This window comes from Stenotrophomonas sp. PvP093 (genome assembly GCF_017876915.1).
In the GTDB taxonomy this organism is placed as follows: domain Bacteria; phylum Pseudomonadota; class Gammaproteobacteria; order Xanthomonadales; family Xanthomonadaceae; genus Stenotrophomonas; species Stenotrophomonas muris.
This window is the reverse complement of the sequence record NZ_JAGIOX010000004.1, coordinates 3,332,024-3,346,325: the sequence shown is the minus strand read 5'-3', so window position 1 is coordinate 3,346,325 and position 14,302 is coordinate 3,332,024. Positions and strand designations below refer to the sequence as shown.

Sequence of the window (14,302 nt, the reverse complement as noted above, 5' to 3'; positions counted from 1 at the left end):
ACGGTAGTGCGTGCAGCGTGAAGCCCGGGTCTGCGATCATCGGTTTGTCCTCAACGAAGGGTGCCTCTGGCCGCAGTGCGCAGCGCCTGGGTGATGTGCTGCAGCGTGCTTGAGCGCACGGCGGCATGCTGCCAGTACAGCGGCACATCGAGCCAGCGGCGGGGTTCCAGTACCACCACGCGGCCGGCGCGCACGGCGGGCGCGACCAGGGTTTCCGGAGCCATGCCCCAGCCGAGTCCGCACGCGGCGGCTTCGACGAAACCGGTGGAGGAGGGCAGGTAGTGTAGCGGCGGCTGCAGCCGCGCGCGGGTCAGGCGCCGCACGAAGCGCCACTGCAGTTCATCTTTGCGGTTGAACACCAGCATCGGTGCGTGCGCCAGGGTTGCGGCCTGCATGCCATCGCGGAAGTACTGGCGGGCGAAGCCGGGCGAGGCGATGGCGTGGTAGCGCATCGCGCCGAGCGGGTGCACGTTGCATCCCTTCACCGGTTGGCTTTCGGCGGTGACCGCGCCGAGCACGCTGCCATCGCGCAGCAGCTGCAGGGTGTGGTCCTGGTCGTCCATGCGCAGGTCGAACAGATAGCCGTGGCGCTGGTGCAGGTCGGCGATGGCCGGTACGAACCAGGTATCAAGCGAGTCATCGTTGACCGCCAGGGGGATCGGCGTGCGCGCAGCGTCGCTGCCACGCTCGGGTAGCAGCTCGGCCAATGCCTCGGCCTCCAGCGCCTGCATCGGTCGCACCCGGCGCAGCAGCGCTTCACCCGCGGCGGTCGGCCGGCAGGGTGCCTGGCGCACCACCAGTACCTGCCCGAGCCTGTCCTCCAGGGCTTTGATCCGCTGCGACAGTGCTGACGGGCTGATCGACAGGCGGCGTGCCGCAGCCTCGAAGCTGCCTTCCTCCAGCACCGCGGCAAACGCGGCCAGTTGCGGGTGTACCAGGTCCATGCCGGTGCCTCTTCAGTTTTCCTGCACAGGATAAAGAAAAATCAGTTTGTCTAATCAAGGCTGTTGGCCGCACCCTGCGCGTCCCCTCGCTGCCTGGCCTGTCCCGATGTGGATTGCCGCTACCGCCGCCGGCCTGTTCGCAGGTGCCGGCCTGATCATCGCCATCGGCGCGCAGAATGCCTTCGTGCTGCGCCAGGGCCTGCAGCAGCGCAATGTGGGGACGGTAGTGCTGGCCTGCGCCGGCGCGGATATCGCGCTGATCCTTGCTGGCGTTGGCGGCATGGGCGCGCTGGTGCTGCAGTGGCCGCTGCTGCTGCAGGTGCTGCGCTTCGGTGGTGCGGCCTTCCTGTTCTGGTATGGCCTGCGGGCGGGGCTGCGCGCGTGGCGCGGTGGCAGTGCCCTGGCCGCCGCCGAGGCGCAGGGCGGCAGCGGACGGCAGGTACTGCTGACCTGCCTGGCGTTCACGCTGCTCAACCCGCACGTCTATCTGGATACGGTGGTGCTGCTGGGCAGTCTGTCCACGCGCTACCCCGGTGACCTGCGCTGGGCGTTCGCCGCCGGTGCCTGCGCCGCCAGCGTGGCCTGGTTCTGCACGCTGGGCTATGGCGCGCGCCTGTTGCAGCCGGTGTTCCGCAGGCCGGGCGCCTGGCGGGTGCTGGATGCCGCCGTGGCGGTCTTCATGTCCTGCCTCGCCACGCTGCTGCTGTTGCGCCCGCTCTAGGCCGCGTCCACCGCGCACTGCGGGGTTTCGCCGGGGCGCAGGGTCAGCACGCGCACGCCGCTGCGGGTGACCGCCACGGTGTGCTCGAACTGCGCCGACAGCCTGCCGTCGCGGGTGTAGACCGGCCATTGGTCCGGCTGCTGACGGATGGCCGGCTTGCCCTGGTTGAGCATTGGCTCGATGGTGAACACCATGCCTTCTTCCAGCACCATGCCGGTGTTGGGATGGCCGTAATGCAGGATCTGCGGTTCCTCGTGCATCTGCTGGCCGATGCCATGGCCGCAGTATTCCTTCACCACGCTGTAGCCGTGGCTGCGCGCGTGGCGGGCGATGGCGTGGCCGATATCGCCCAGGCGCGCTCCCGGGCGCACCGCAGCGATGCCTTTCCACATCGCCTGGTAGGTGGCCTGCACCAGCCTGCGCGCGGCGTAGTCGACCTCACCGACCAGGTAGGTGGTGCTGGAGTCGGCGATGTAGCCGTTCTTCTCCAGGGTGATGTCGAGGTTGACGATCTGGCCATTGCGCAGCACGTCGGTGGTGCTGGGAACGCCGTGGCAGACCACGTTGTCGATCGAGGTGTTGAGCACATACGGGAAGCCGTACTGGCCCTTGCTGGCCGGCCGCGCCTGCAGCTCATCGACGATCATGCGCTCGACGAAGTCGTTGATCTCCATCGTGCTGCGTCCCTGCAGCGGCAGCTGGTCGAGCGCGGCGAATACCTGCGCCAGCAGGCGCCCGGATTCGGACAGCAACGCGATTTCGTGCGGCTGCTTGATCATCGTCATGTCAGGCCCGCCCGGGCGCCAGCGCCTGCGGCTGCACCCCGGCTGCCCGCAGTTCGCTGGCGACGATGTCCTGGAAGCTCAGCGTGGGGTTCATCTCGCACAGCATGCCGACCCGGATCCAGAAGGTGGCCTGGGCGTTGATCGAACGGCTGGAGACGGTGCAGGCACGGCGCAGCTGGTCGTGCAGGGTGTCATCGATGTTGACGATGCCCATGGGCGGTCCTGGCGGAATGGATATATGAAGCATATATGTTCCGTATATCCGCCTCAAGCCCGCATCGTTCAGTCCACGTGGGTGGCAAAGCGCAGTCGGTTGCCGTCCGGGTCACGCAGGAGCATCTCGCGGCTGCCCCATCCGGTGTCGTGCGGTGGCTGCTCGATCGGTACGTTGGCGGCACTGAAGGCGCGGTGCAGGGCGTCGACGTCTTCAACGATGAAGTACACTGCGCCGCCGACCTCGCAGTCGCCGCTGTGTTCGGTGAGGAAGATCGTCTGGCCGTCGCGGGTGAGCTGGGCGAACAGCGGGAAGCCGGGTTCGAAGCGGTGTTCCCAGTCGACCACGAAACCCAGCCCCTGCACGTAGAACGGCAGGGTGGTGTCGGCATGGCGCATGCGCAGTTGCGGGATGACGGTCTGGGGCATCGCAGGCTCCGGGGCGGGAGTCCAGTGTAGTGCCGGCCGCTGGCCGGCATCCCGGCGAGCCTGGGAACGATGAGGTTGCCGGCCAGCGGCCGGCACTACCGAAGCCACGCCGGCCAGCGGCCGGCACGACCGGCGCGGTCAGCAGGCGGTCGGCACGGCGGCCATCGCCGCCAGCAGTTCGCGATTCACCTGCTGGTGCCGTGCCTGCCACATCGGCAGATCCTCGGCGCTGACGTCAGGTTGACCATCCAGCGACGACAGCCAGCGCTTGAAGCGGCTCTGGTAATTGGCCAGCGACACTTCGCCGGTGATGTCGCTGCCGACCAGGCCGCCGGCGCGCAGCGCTTCGATCACCACCAGCGCGTGTTCCAGCTGGAAGCGGCCCTGGTCCCAGTTGCTGCGGGCGACGTCCTCGGCGAACACATCCTTGTCGATCGACAGGTAGGTCGGTTGCGGCGACTTGGCCTGCTCGGCGGCGAACGCGGCAACCAGTGCCTCCGGGTGCTCGAACCGTCGGAATGCACGGCCGCTGCCGAGGCGGTGGCCCCAGCCCACGTCCACATCCATGCACCAGTAAGTCAGGCGCCCGCCCATCAGCGGGCGCCAATGGTTCTCCCAGGCGTGGCCCAGGCCGATGTCACTGGAGGTGATGCCGAGCACATGGATGTGCGAGATCTGCGGCAGCTTGCTGGCCGCGTTCACCCACGACCCGCAGTGCATGCCGAACGGGAAACGCATGTTGTCCGGATGGTTGTCCAGCACCACCAGCTGGAACGGCTGGTGCGCGCGCATGCGACGCAGCAGCGGCAGGCTGAGGTGGTGGAAGTCGCCACTGCCGAGCATCACCGTGCCGAGCTGGGCCGGCAGCGGTGCCAGCACTTCAGCGGCGAAACGGTCCAGGGTTGAAGTGCTGCAGGCGAAGCGCAGCGGATCGTGCCACTGCGGCAGCGCCAGGGTCTGCGCCTGTGGCAGCGGCAGTACGCCACCGTCCAGGTCCAGGATCAGCGGAAAACGCGACGACATCGTTCAACCGCCTCCATCAGGTTCGCCCTGCAGGTACGGTGCCAGCTTGCGCAGGGCAGCGCGCAGCAGCGGGGAGCGGGCGTGGATCGCGTGCCGGGTGGAGGTGAAGCGGGCGCCCAGTTCGGCCTTGATCCGCGAGTCGGTCCAGCCGGCCACGTAGTGGCTCAGGCCGTGCAGCAGCGCGTACTCGAGGTTGTGCATCCAGCTGACCGCATACAGGTTGTGCTCGCGTGATTGCGGGTAGGCCAGGCCGATGTACTTGTCCACCAGCTTTCCGGCGTGGATGTAGCACAGGTTCCAGCCGATCAACTGGCCCTGGTGGCGATACAGGAACATCCGTCCCTGGCCCTGGCTGTCGGCCAGCAGGTGTTGGAAGTAGGGCAGGTCGAGCTGGTCGAAATGCACCGCGCTCTGCGCGAACACGCCCAGGTACAGCGTGTACAGTTCGGCCTGCAGTTGCGGGTCGGCGAGGGCCGGATCGCCGGTGGCGATGCAGTCGATCTGCAGGCCATCGCGCGAGCGCAGCTTGCGCCGGATGTTCTTGCGGCGCGAGGACGACAGGCGTCCGAGATAGCCATCGATCGAATCGAAATCGATCGCCACCCAGGCCAGCGGCATGCCTTCCAGTTCGACGAAGCCGCGTGCCAGCAGCGCCTGCAGGAAGGCGCTGCTGTGTGCATTGGCCGCGTCGTCCAGCAGCGGCGAATCGATTGCCAGGTCCTTGACCACCAGCAGCCGGGTATCGCCGATCGCCTGACGCGTCACGTCCTCGGCCAATGCCTCTGGTGCGACGTGCGCGGGCAACGGGGTGTACTCGGTGCTGGTGGCACCGACGAAGCGGGTCTTCCAGGTAATCCAGGGCCGCCACAGGCGCGACAGCGGCAAGCCAAGCAGCTTGCCGCGCAGGTCGTCGTCCATCGTGGTGGTCAGGTCGAGCGGCGCACGGAAGGTCGGCAGGCCGCTGGGAAGCAGGCCTGCCTCGAATCCAAGCGGCGGGTGGGCCAGGAAGCCCTCCAGCAGCGCGGCCGGTTCCAGCGCGGTGCTGGATGCGCGTGACGTCATCTCCATCGGCACGGGAACCGGCAGCGCATCGACCTCAGCCCTTGGCCTTGGTCAGCGCCTGGTCGAGCAGGGTGATCGCCAGGTCGATCTCTTCGTAGCTGATGTCCAGCGACGGCGCGAAGGTGATCACGTTCTTGTACCAGCCACCCACGTCGAGCACGAGGCCCATGCGCTTGCCGTCGTGCAGGAGGTCACCGGCCAGGCCGATGTCGACCATGCGGTCCAGCAGTTCCTTGTTGGGGGTGTAGCCGTCGGTCTGGCAGATCTCGGCGCGCAGGGCCAGGCCCAGGCCGTCGACGTCGCCGATCTCCGGGTGACGCTTCTGCAGGCCACGCAGGCCGTCCAGGAAGTACGCGCCCTTCTCCGGCACGGTGCGCTCGTAATCCATTTCCTTGCCCAGCTTCAGCACTTCCAGGCCGAGGCGGGTGCCCAGCGGATTGGAGTTGAAGGTGGAGTGGGTGGAGCCCGGCGGGAACACGGTCGGGTTGATCAGTTCTTCGCGCGCCCACAGGCCCGACAGCGGGTTCAGGCCGTTGGTCAGCGCCTTGCCGAACACCAGCACGTCCGGGGTAACGCCGAAGTGCTCGATCGACCACAGCTTGCCGGTGCGCCAGAAACCCATCTGGATTTCATCGACGACCATCAGGATGCCGTACTTGTCCAGCACGCGCTTGAGGCCAGTGAAGAAGTTGCGCGGCGGGATGACGTAGCCGCCGGTGCCCTGGATCGGCTCGACGTAGAACGCGGCGTACTCGGCCTGGCCGACCTTGGGATCCCACACGCCGTTGTACTCGCTTTCGAACAGGCGCTCGAACTGCCACACGCAGTGGTCGGAATACTCGTCCGGGGTCATGCCCTTCGGGCGACGGAACGGGTACGGGAACGGGATGAACATCGCGCGCTCGCCGAAGTGGCCGTAGCGGCGGCGGTAGCGGTAGCTGGAGGTGATCGACGAGGCACCCAGGGTGCGGCCGTGGTAGCCGCCCTCGAAGGCGAACATCAGGCTCTTGCCGCCGCGCGCGTTGCGCACGATCTTCAGCGAATCTTCAATGGCCTGCGCGCCGCCGACGTTGAAGTGCACGCGGCCGTCGAGGCCGAACTTCTGGTGCATGTCCACGGCAATGGTCTTGGCCAGCTGCACGCGGGTCGGGTGCAGGTACTGGCTGGCGACCTGCGGCAGGGTGTCGATCTGGTCCTTCAGCGCGTCGTTCAGGCGCTTGTTGCTGTAGCCGAAGTTGCAGGCCGAGTACCACATCTGCAGGTCGAGGTAGGGCACGCCCGCACCGTCGAACATGTAGCTTCCTTCGCCGCGCTGGAAGATCTTCGGCGGGTCGACGTAGTGGACGGTGTCGCCGAAGGAGCTGTAGCGGGCTTCGTCGGCCAGCAGCTGCGCGTCGGAGGCAGCCGCGTCGGCGTTCTTGTCAAAAATGTTCATGCAGTTCGGTTCCGTGAAGGACGTTCGAAAGGGGTGACGGGGGAGCGCGCCTGGAAGGGAGTGCTCAGGCGGTGGCCAGCAGCAGGGGCAGTGCGGCGGGCTGCGGGCTGGCGTCGAGGCGACGTGGCTGCAGCAGGCTGCCATCGAGCAAGCGCGGCAACAGTGCGATTGCATCGTGGAAGGTATCGATGGCGGCATGCTTGATGCCGGCCTTCGTGCAATGGGTGATCAGGCGGCGCTTGGCGAACACGAAGTCGGCATCTTCGGAGACGCAGAAATCCGAGCTGCCATCGCCGATCATCAGCACGCGTGGTGCTTCGTCGGCACGCGCCTGCGCGGCGCAGGTGCACTTGCAGGTACCACTGCGGCATCCTTCGGCCTGGTAGGGCGACTCCAGTTCCCAATGGTCTTCGCACCAGCGCAGGTGGTTGGCCACCACCGGCAGTCGCGACAGGCCGTGGTTGGCGAGGATGCGGTGGATCGCATAGTCCAGCCCGTCGCTGACGATGCGCAGCGGCACGCCCAGCTGTTCGGCGCGGCTGACAAAGGCGGCGAAGCCCGGATCGATCTGCACCTGGTCCAGGTGCGCGTCGAGCGTGGCCGGGTCCAGCTTCAACAGCCGCACCTGGCCCTGCATGCATTCACGCGAGCCGATCTTTCCCGCCTTCCACTGGTCTTCCAGTTGCTGCCAGCCCGGCTGGCCGTACTTCTCCAGCAGCGAGTCGATGACATCTTCGAGGCTGATGGTGCCATCGAAGTCACACAGGATGCTCCAGTGCATGGGCAGGTCCGTCGATGAAAGAAACGTCCGGCACGATGCCGGGGCAGGCTCAATGTAGGCAGGCAGCCTTTCTCGTTCCTTTCCTGTTGAAAGCCTGCACCGCCGGGTGGGGAAAGTGTTCAGGAATCGAGCGTGCTGAATGGGCGTGATGCCGTGAAAACCGCGCTTTCAGGGCTGCGCAGCGGCCAGCGCCCGCAGGATCTGCGCGGTCTCTTCCCGGGTCTGCCAGGCGCTGTTGCCGAGGGTCAGCATGCGTGCGGCGAAGTCGCGCGCGTTCGGCATGTCGTCCTGCGGCACGATGCCACGCAGGTAGGCGTAGTCGGGCAGGGCATGGATGAACATGCGGCTGGCACCGAGGCCGCGCGGCCACAGTTCGTCCAGTGCGGCATCGCGCGCGCGCTGGCTGGGCAGCAGCAGCATCAGCATCGGCCAGGTGCCGCCGGTGCCGGCCAGGCCATCGACCACCTCCACCGCCGGCAGCTGTGCCAGCTGCACACGCAGCTGCAGTGCGCGCAGGCGCCCGGCCTGCAGGAACGCAGGCAGCCGCCGTGCAGCGTGGGCGCCCACGTTCTGCCGCCACTGGCTGACCCGGTGCTGGGGGATGTCCAGCGGGAAAACGTCTCCGACCGCGTCTTCCAGATCGCCGCGTTGCAGGGCGCTGCGCAGCGGATTGCCGTACACCAGCGACAGCAGCGAGGGGCGGTAACAGGCGGCAAGACCCAGCAGCTGCACGCTGCGAAGCAGCTCCCAGCGCAGGCTGAAACGTACCTGTTCGGCGGCATGTTCGGCCAGCGCGGCGCGCAGCTCGTCATCGCGGCTGACCAGCAGGCCGCCTTCATGCAGGCTCAGCCCCTTGCCGGCGGCCAGGCTGAAGAATCCGATGTCGCCACGCAGGCCCACGCTGCTGTTGCCGACCCGTGCACCCAGCGCCTGTGCGGCATCTTCGATCACCCAGGCGCCGGCGCCGCGTGCGACCTCGCAGGCCCGTTCGACATCGGCGATGCGCCCGCCGAGGTGGGTGGGCAGGATCGCCAGCGTCCGCGCGTCGGCCAGGCGCGAGAGCTGTGCCGGATCAAAGTCGAAATGGCCACGCCGGGTATCGCACAGCTGCACGCGCAGGCCGAGGCTGTGTACCGCGATCGGCACCAGCGGACAGGTATAGGCCGGCAGGATCACGGTATCGCGCTTGGGCGCGCGCTTGCGCAGGGTGCGCAGCGCGATCAGCAGCGCGTGGGTGCCGGAACAGGTCAGCTGCAGCGGCGGTGTGCCGAGCTGGGTGGCCAGGATGTCGCGCAGGTCGCCGCCGCCGGGAAGGAAGTCGCTGGCCTGCATCGGCAGGCCAGCGGTCGGCGGCAGTTCGCGCGCGAACAGGCTCATCGCAGCCCGCTCACGAAGTGCTGTCGGCGGGGCTGTGCGGGTCGTCCGCTTCGGCGCGGCCGAGGCAGACGATGCCAGCCACGATCAGTACCGCACCGACAAGGTGGTGCAGGGTGAGCGGCTCTTTCAGCAGCCAGGCCGACAGCAGCAGCACACTGATCACCTCCAGGTGCGAGGCCGCGAACGCCGGGCCGATCGGCGCATGGCGCAGCAGGCTCATCCAGGTGAAGAACGCGCCGATGTAGCCGAGGACCGCGCCGTACACCCACGGCTGCGACAGCACGCGCAACAGCCACGCGGTGTTGGCCTCGACCGGCAGCGCGGCGTCACCGGCGTACTTGAAGCACAGCTGGGCCAGCGTGTCGAAGGCCATCAGCAGGGGAAAGCCGATCACATACAGGCGCCTCATGAGCCGGCCCCCACCACCGCCACGCCCGCCGTGACCAGCAGCATGCCGGTCACCCGCAATGGCGTGAGCTTTTCGCGGAACAGGATGCGGCCGGCGATCATCAGCGCAACGATGTTGATCGAGCCCAGCAGCACGCCCTTGGACAACGGCACCAGCGACAGGAACGCGATCCAGGCAACGAACTCAAGCACGTAGCAGGCGATGCCGATCCACAGCCAGGGGCGGCTGAGCATGTGTTTCCAGCGTTGCAGTCCTTCGCCATCCTGCGGGTCGCTGGCGGCGGCCTTGAAGGCGAGCTGGCCACCGGTATCGAGCACCACATTGGCCAGCCACAGCAGCGTGGCGAGTGCCCCCATCTCAGGCCACCGCCTTGAGCACGCCGCTGCGTTCGCCGATTTCGGTGAAGAAACGCGCGCTGCGGCGGATCACCTCGCGGCGTTCGCGGTCGATCGTGATCATGTGGTAGCTGTCCTCCAGCACCACCAGTTCCTTCGGGCCGCTGACCCTCGACATCACCAGTTCGGCGTTGCCCATGCTGGCCACGTCGTCTTCGCGGGCGTGCATCACCAGGCACGGTGCGGTGACCTGGTGCAGGTGGCGGCGGGTCCAGTTGCTCAGGGCGCGCATCTCGGCCAGCGCGTGCCAGGGGTTGCCCGGCAGGCCGGCCGCGGCGCTGTCGCCGGACAGCATGGCGGCACTGACCTGCGCACGCAGGCGCTCGTCACGCAGGCCATAGGGCGGTTCTTCCATGAACATGCGGTCGCGGCCGATGTTGAAGCGCTTGAACCACGGCAGCAGGAACGACAGGCGGGCCACGGCGGGAATGTTCCAGCCGTCGTAGCGGAAGGTGGCGCCATACACGCCGACGCCGGACACCCATTCGGGGCGGCGTGCAGCCAGCGCCAGCGCCAGTACCGCGCCCATCGACAGGCCGCCGACGAACAACTGGTCGACCTTGCCACGCAGGCTCGCCGCTGCATCTTCCACGCCCTGGTACCACTGTTCCCAGGTGGTCGCCAGCAGGTCATCCACGGTGCCGCAATGGCCGGGCAACTGCACGCCGTGTACGGTGAAGCCGGCGTTGTTCAGGCCCTTGCCCAGCATGCGCATTTCCGCCGGGGTGCCGGTCAGGCCGTGGACCAGCAGCACGCCCTGCGGGCCACCGGGGAGGAAGAAGTCGTGCGATTCGGTCACCTGGCGGCTCCGGGACGGCAGTGGGGATGGTCAGGATCGCAAGCGCGATTTTCGCCAGCCTTTCAGCGCCCCGGTACGGGTCAGGGGGCCTTCAGCAGCGGCAGTGTGATGGCGACCTTCAGGCCCCCACCGGCGCGGTTGAGGAAGGTCAGGCGGCCGCCGGAATGCTCCACCGCTTCGTGCGCGATGGCCAGGCCCAGGCCGGTGCCGCTGGCTGCGGTGCCAGGCGCTCGGAAGAAGCGCTCGCCCAGCCGTGGCATCACGTCCTCGGGCACGCCGGGGCCGTTGTCCTCCACGTACAGTTCGACGTCATTGTCATCCAGCGCATGCACGCCGACCGTGACGGTCGCATCGCGGCCGGCATAGCGCAGCGCGTTGTCGATCAGGTTGTCCAGTGCTTCCTGCAGCTGGGCACCGTTGCCGAGCACGCGCAGCGGGTGGGGGCTGCCGCGGTAGCCCAGATCGATGCCATCGCGGATCGCTTCGGGCACGCGCATGCCGACCCACTGCGGCACCAGCTCGCACAGGTCCAGTGCCTCCACGGTATCGGGCACGGTCTGCGCCCGGCTCAGTGCGAGCAGCTGGGTGCTGACCCGGGCGGTGCGCTGGTTGAGCCGGCGGATGTGCTGCAATGCCTCGCGCACCGTGTCCGGATCACCATGGGCCAGCGCCTGGTCCACATGCAGGGCCATGCCGGCCAGCGGCGAACGCAGCTGGTGCGCGGCATCGGCGATGAAGCGGTTCTGCAGCGTGATCATTTCCGCCTGGCGGGCAAACAGATCGTCGATGGTGCTGATCAGTGGCTGGATCTCCTCCGGCACGTCGGCGTCGGAGATCGGTGCCAGTTCGCCACGACGCTGCGCCAGGCGGGTCCTCAGCGGTGTGAGGATGCGCAGGCCGTAGGTCACGCCGAACCAGACCAGCGCTGCGGTGCCCAGCGCCAGCATGGTCATCAGCGGGATGATGATCATCAGGATCTCGCGCGCACGCTGGCGGCGGTCGGCCATGCTTTCGGCCACGGTCACTGCCAGCTCGTCCTGCGGATCGTTCATCGCCTGCGTGCAGACGGTGGCCATGCGCACCTGCTGGCCATTGAGGTTGCCGTCGTACAGGGCCGGATGCACGCCGGTGCAGTCCTGAGAAGGGGCATACGGGCTGAAGTCCGCATTGCCGCTGAGGGTGCCCTTGCGGCTGCTGTCGACGTTGAAATAGCGATGGCCGTCGGGGTCGTACTCGATCAGGAAGCGCGCCTGCGGAGACAGGTCGCTGGTCACCGGCATGGTGCTCAGCATCTGCGCGAACGAGTGCGTGTCGTCGATCAGGTTACGGTCGTGGATGCGGTTGGAATAATCCAACGCAACGTAATAGGCCAGGATCGTATTGAAGGTAAGCAGGCCCAGCATCGGCAACGCCAGGAAGGCGAGCAGGCGCCGGCGCAGGCTGGGGGGGCCGCTGATCACGGGGCGCTGTCGTCCTGCGCGTCTTCCAGCATGTAGCCCAGTCCGCGCACGGTGCGGATGCCCATGCCGCCGGGCTGCAGCTTGCGGCGCAGGCGGTGCAGGGCGATGTCCAGGCCGTTGTCGGTCAGGTCCTGGCCCCAGTCGCACAGCGCCTCCACCAGCTGTGCGCGCGAGACGATGCGCTCGGCGCGTACCGCCAGTGCCGACAGCAGGCCGAACTCGCGTGCGGTCAGTTCCAGCGACTGGTCGTCGATCCACACCCGATGCCCGGCCAGATCGATGCGCAGGCGGCCGATGCGCAGGTCCGGGTTGCCATTGCTGGTCACGCGGCGCAGCTGTGCGCGCACGCGGGCTTCGAATTCGTCCAGTGCGAATGGCTTGACCAGGTAGTCGTCGGCACCGAGGTCGAGCACGCGCACGCGTTCGGCCAGGCCATCGCGGGCGGTCACCACCAGTACCGCCAGGCCATCGCCGCGCTGGCGCAGGCGCTGCAGCACGTCGCGGCCATCCAGCTGCGGCAGGCCCAGGTCCAGCACCAGCAGCGCGTATTGGGTCGAACCCAGCGCGGCGTCGGCGTGCGCGCCGTTGTCGACGTGGTCGACCACATGCCCCTGCCGGCGCAGCGAGGCGCACAGGCCGGAGGCGATGTCCGGGTCGTCTTCAGCAATCAGAACGCGCATGCGCGGGGAGCTCCTGTAACGGTCGGGCCCAGCGGGTGGACGGGGCGGGCCTCTCGGCTGCCGAGGGTAGCCGCAAACCGGGTGAAGGTGGAGCGCGCCGGCACCTCCCGGCACCGTCGCGCTGTCCCGCCATTCAGTCCTGCAGGCCCGGCTCACCCAGTGCCAGCGGCACCCGTGAGCCGTCCAGCAGGCCGCGGCTGAGCCTGCCATCCTCGATGAACAGCAGTTCGCCGTTCTCGCCGTTCTTGATGCTGCTGTCGATGGCGATCACGCGGTCGCCGTGGAAGCTGCTGACGTGTGGCATCGAGGTATGGCCAACCACGATGCGCGTGAGCTGCAGGCGGTCGAGCACGGTCTGTACCCCCGCTGTGTCGAGGCGGCCATCGAAGTAGCCGCGGTACCAGATCGGGCTGGTCTTGCCGTCATACAGCGGTGCGGTGGCCGGGTCGGCCTTCACTTCGGCCTTGGGCAGGCCCAGAGAGGCCTGATAGGCCGCATTGGTGCGTGCCGGGTCCAGCGCCAGCTGCACCGCTTCGGGCGAGATGCCGCCATGCAGGAACAGGGTATCGCCAATCTTCAGCAGTACCGGGCGGGTGCGCAGCCACTGCCCGATCACCGAGTCGGCGCCATACAGTTGCGGGTAGCTGCGGCCCAGCAGCTGGGCGCTGCGCAGGTACTTCGGGTTGACGTAGCGCAGGTCGTCGTACAGCACCATGGTTTCGTGGTTGCCTAGCACGAAGTGCACTGCGCCACCGGCGGCGGCGGCCTGCTGCTGCAGGCCGTACAGCAGCCAGAACGCCTCGGTCACCTGCGGGCCGCGGTCGAATACATCGCCAGCGATGACCAGCGTGTCCTTGCCCAGGGCGAAGCGATCCTGCGCGTCGATGACCTGGTGGGCGCGCAGCAGGCGCACCAGCAGCCCGTACTGGCCATGGATGTCCGACAGCGCGACGATGCGCGGCGCGGCCGGCAGCACGGAGACCGAGGCCGCATTCGGCGCGGCCACGTGCACGGTGTGTTCGTAGCCACAGCGCGGCGCGATATCGGTGCCCGTCGTGTTGATGGCCAGCGAGCGCGACTCGACCTTGTCGTCGCAGATCCACTTGGCCTGCAGCTGGTCGCCCTGGCGGAATACATAGGGGCCATCGGCCTGCACGTGGTCGGCGGGCGCGGCAACCTCGCGGGCCTGCGTGGTTGCTGTGGCGCAGGCCAGCAGCGGCAACAGCAGGGCGGTCAGCAGGAAAGGGCGATAGCGCGGCATCGGCGGCGTCCGGCGGCGGAAACCTCCGATGCTAACCGGCGCGGCCGGATCGTGGTGTGCGCGAATGGGCGGATCAGGCGCCGCGCCGGTCGTCCTTGAGCTTGCGCACGCGGGTGGCGGCGGCCTGCAGCGGCTGACCGTCGCGCCCGTGTGGCTGCATGTAGGGCAGTGGTCGCCGCGTGCTGGATTCGATCAACTGCGAATGGGCTTCACCGGCGCTGAAGCGATGGCGTTCTCCCCACTGGCGCAGCGCGACCAGCAGCGGGAACAGTTCCTGGCCGGCGTGGGTGAGCACGTATTCCTGGTAGGCCGAGCCATCGGAGGCCGGTTGCAGTTGCAGGATGCCGGCCTCGACCAGCCTGCGCAGGCGATCGCTGAGGATGTTGCGCGCCGCGCCGAGGCTGCGCTGGAAGTCGCCAAAGCGCGTGACTCCGTCGAAGGCATCGCGGATCACCAGCAGTGCCCAGCGATCACCGAGCAGGTCGGCGCTGCGGGCAACGGGGCAGGGACTGTTGGCGTGCATGCTGT

At 67.9% G+C, this 14,302-nt stretch carries 17 protein-coding genes; 1 reads left to right on the top strand and 16 read right to left on the bottom strand.

All coding sequences use genetic code 11. The features are described 5' to 3' along the window. Positions 1 to 50 precede the first annotated feature (50 nt). Positions 51 to 944 (bottom strand): LysR family transcriptional regulator ArgP, encoded by an 894-nt coding sequence (locus tag J3A72_RS18145; protein ID WP_046429615.1) that lies wholly within the window; start codon positions 942 to 944, stop codon positions 51 to 53. Positions 945 to 1,050: 106 nt separating this feature from the next. Here J3A72_RS18145 and J3A72_RS18140 point away from each other — a divergent pair, with 106 nt between their 5' ends. Then, the gene (locus J3A72_RS18140; protein WP_014646420.1) at positions 1,051 to 1,665 is read left to right on the top strand and encodes a LysE/ArgO family amino acid transporter; all 615 of its coding nucleotides are present in this window, start codon (positions 1,051 to 1,053) and stop codon (positions 1,663 to 1,665) included. Here J3A72_RS18140 and map read toward each other — a convergent pair. From map to J3A72_RS18065, 15 genes are all read right to left on the bottom strand, one after another. Continuing rightward, entirely contained in the window at positions 1,662 to 2,444 is a 783-nt protein-coding gene (gene map, locus J3A72_RS18135) for a type I methionyl aminopeptidase (RefSeq protein ID WP_075076216.1), read from the bottom strand. The two genes, J3A72_RS18140 and map, sit on opposite strands and share 4 nt — an antisense overlap. Before the next feature lie 7 nt (positions 2,445 to 2,451). Continuing rightward, positions 2,452 to 2,664, bottom strand: a complete 213-nt coding sequence (locus tag J3A72_RS18130) for a ParD-like family protein (RefSeq protein ID WP_014646422.1) — start codon at positions 2,662 to 2,664, stop codon at positions 2,452 to 2,454. Positions 2,665 to 2,732: 68 nt separating this feature from the next. After that, positions 2,733 to 3,092: a VOC family protein gene (locus J3A72_RS18125; protein WP_014646423.1), complete on the bottom strand. Its 360-nt coding sequence runs from the start codon at positions 3,090 to 3,092 to the stop codon at positions 2,733 to 2,735. Between the two features lie 138 nt (positions 3,093 to 3,230). Continuing rightward, positions 3,231 to 4,115 carry an arginase family protein gene (locus J3A72_RS18120; RefSeq protein ID WP_046429619.1) on the bottom strand — a complete coding sequence of 295 codons (885 nt, stop codon included), beginning with the start codon at positions 4,113 to 4,115 and terminating at the stop codon, positions 3,231 to 3,233. A gap of 3 nt (positions 4,116 to 4,118) precedes the next feature. Beyond that, complete coding sequence (locus tag J3A72_RS18115; RefSeq protein ID WP_075076197.1) at positions 4,119 to 5,183, bottom strand: GNAT family N-acetyltransferase; 1,065 nt, start codon at positions 5,181 to 5,183, stop codon at positions 4,119 to 4,121. Between the two features lie 28 nt (positions 5,184 to 5,211). After that, positions 5,212 to 6,612, bottom strand: coding sequence for an aminotransferase class III-fold pyridoxal phosphate-dependent enzyme (locus J3A72_RS18110; RefSeq protein WP_014646426.1), 1,401 nt, complete (start codon positions 6,610 to 6,612; stop codon positions 5,212 to 5,214). A gap of 64 nt (positions 6,613 to 6,676) precedes the next feature. After that, the gene (locus tag J3A72_RS18105) at positions 6,677 to 7,393 is read right to left on the bottom strand and encodes an MtnX-like HAD-IB family phosphatase (RefSeq protein WP_075076198.1); all 717 of its coding nucleotides are present in this window, start codon (positions 7,391 to 7,393) and stop codon (positions 6,677 to 6,679) included. A gap of 168 nt (positions 7,394 to 7,561) precedes the next feature. Beyond that, complete coding sequence (locus J3A72_RS18100; RefSeq protein WP_075076199.1) at positions 7,562 to 8,770, bottom strand: DegT/DnrJ/EryC1/StrS family aminotransferase; 1,209 nt, start codon at positions 8,768 to 8,770, stop codon at positions 7,562 to 7,564. A gap of 10 nt (positions 8,771 to 8,780) precedes the next feature. Then, the gene (locus J3A72_RS18095) at positions 8,781 to 9,179 is read right to left on the bottom strand and encodes a DMT family transporter (protein WP_032958031.1); all 399 of its coding nucleotides are present in this window, start codon (positions 9,177 to 9,179) and stop codon (positions 8,781 to 8,783) included. Continuing rightward, entirely contained in the window at positions 9,176 to 9,535 is a 360-nt protein-coding gene (locus J3A72_RS18090; protein WP_014646430.1) for an EamA family transporter, read from the bottom strand. Before J3A72_RS18090 ends, J3A72_RS18095 begins: the two co-directional genes overlap by 4 nt. Position 9,536: 1 nt before the next feature. Further along, positions 9,537 to 10,373 carry an alpha/beta fold hydrolase gene (locus J3A72_RS18085; protein WP_014646431.1) on the bottom strand — a complete coding sequence of 279 codons (837 nt, stop codon included), beginning with the start codon at positions 10,371 to 10,373 and terminating at the stop codon, positions 9,537 to 9,539. Positions 10,374 to 10,453: 80 nt separating this feature from the next. Next, positions 10,454 to 11,833 carry a sensor histidine kinase gene (locus J3A72_RS18080; RefSeq protein ID WP_049419408.1) on the bottom strand — a complete coding sequence of 460 codons (1,380 nt, stop codon included), beginning with the start codon at positions 11,831 to 11,833 and terminating at the stop codon, positions 10,454 to 10,456. Then, positions 11,830 to 12,513, bottom strand: a complete 684-nt coding sequence (locus J3A72_RS18075) for a response regulator (protein ID WP_014646433.1) — start codon at positions 12,511 to 12,513, stop codon at positions 11,830 to 11,832. The genes J3A72_RS18080 and J3A72_RS18075 overlap by 4 nt, the downstream gene beginning before the upstream one ends. A 133-nt stretch (positions 12,514 to 12,646) precedes the next feature. After that, on the bottom strand, positions 12,647 to 13,774 hold the full coding sequence (locus J3A72_RS18070; protein ID WP_075076200.1) for a metallophosphoesterase: 1,128 nt from the start codon (positions 13,772 to 13,774) through the stop codon (positions 12,647 to 12,649). A 73-nt stretch (positions 13,775 to 13,847) separates the two neighbouring features. Continuing rightward, a complete protein-coding gene (locus tag J3A72_RS18065) occupies positions 13,848 to 14,297 on the bottom strand; it encodes a helix-turn-helix domain-containing protein (protein WP_014646435.1) in 450 nt (149 codons plus the stop codon). Positions 14,298 to 14,302: the final 5 nt, after the last annotated feature.

Bases quoted from the DNA above. Each gene is read 5' to 3' on its own strand.
- J3A72_RS18145 (WP_046429615.1), bottom strand. From the start codon at position 944: ATGGACCTGGTACACCCGCAACTGGCCGCGTTTGCCGCGGTGCTGGAG.
- J3A72_RS18140 (WP_014646420.1), top strand. From the start codon at position 1,051: ATGTGGATTGCCGCTACCGCCGCCGGCCTGTTCGCAGGTGCCGGCCTG.
- map (WP_075076216.1), bottom strand. From the start codon at position 2,444: ATGATCAAGCAGCCGCACGAAATCGCGTTGCTGTCCGAATCCGGGCGC.
- J3A72_RS18130 (WP_014646422.1), bottom strand. From the start codon at position 2,664: ATGGGCATCGTCAACATCGATGACACCCTGCACGACCAGCTGCGCCGT.
- J3A72_RS18125 (WP_014646423.1), bottom strand. From the start codon at position 3,092: ATGCCCCAGACCGTCATCCCGCAACTGCGCATGCGCCATGCCGACACC.
- J3A72_RS18120 (WP_046429619.1), bottom strand. From the start codon at position 4,115: ATGTCGTCGCGTTTTCCGCTGATCCTGGACCTGGACGGTGGCGTACTG.
- J3A72_RS18115 (WP_075076197.1), bottom strand. From the start codon at position 5,183: ATGGAGATGACGTCACGCGCATCCAGCACCGCGCTGGAACCGGCCGCG.
- J3A72_RS18110 (WP_014646426.1), bottom strand. From the start codon at position 6,612: ATGAACATTTTTGACAAGAACGCCGACGCGGCTGCCTCCGACGCGCAG.
- J3A72_RS18105 (WP_075076198.1), bottom strand. From the start codon at position 7,393: ATGCACTGGAGCATCCTGTGTGACTTCGATGGCACCATCAGCCTCGAA.
- J3A72_RS18100 (WP_075076199.1), bottom strand. From the start codon at position 8,770: ATGAGCCTGTTCGCGCGCGAACTGCCGCCGACCGCTGGCCTGCCGATG.
- J3A72_RS18095 (WP_032958031.1), bottom strand. From the start codon at position 9,179: ATGAGGCGCCTGTATGTGATCGGCTTTCCCCTGCTGATGGCCTTCGAC.
- J3A72_RS18090 (WP_014646430.1), bottom strand. From the start codon at position 9,535: ATGGGGGCACTCGCCACGCTGCTGTGGCTGGCCAATGTGGTGCTCGAT.
- J3A72_RS18075 (WP_014646433.1), bottom strand. From the start codon at position 12,513: ATGCGCGTTCTGATTGCTGAAGACGACCCGGACATCGCCTCCGGCCTG.
- J3A72_RS18070 (WP_075076200.1), bottom strand. From the start codon at position 13,774: ATGCCGCGCTATCGCCCTTTCCTGCTGACCGCCCTGCTGTTGCCGCTG.
- J3A72_RS18065 (WP_014646435.1), bottom strand. From the start codon at position 14,297: ATGCACGCCAACAGTCCCTGCCCCGTTGCCCGCAGCGCCGACCTGCTC.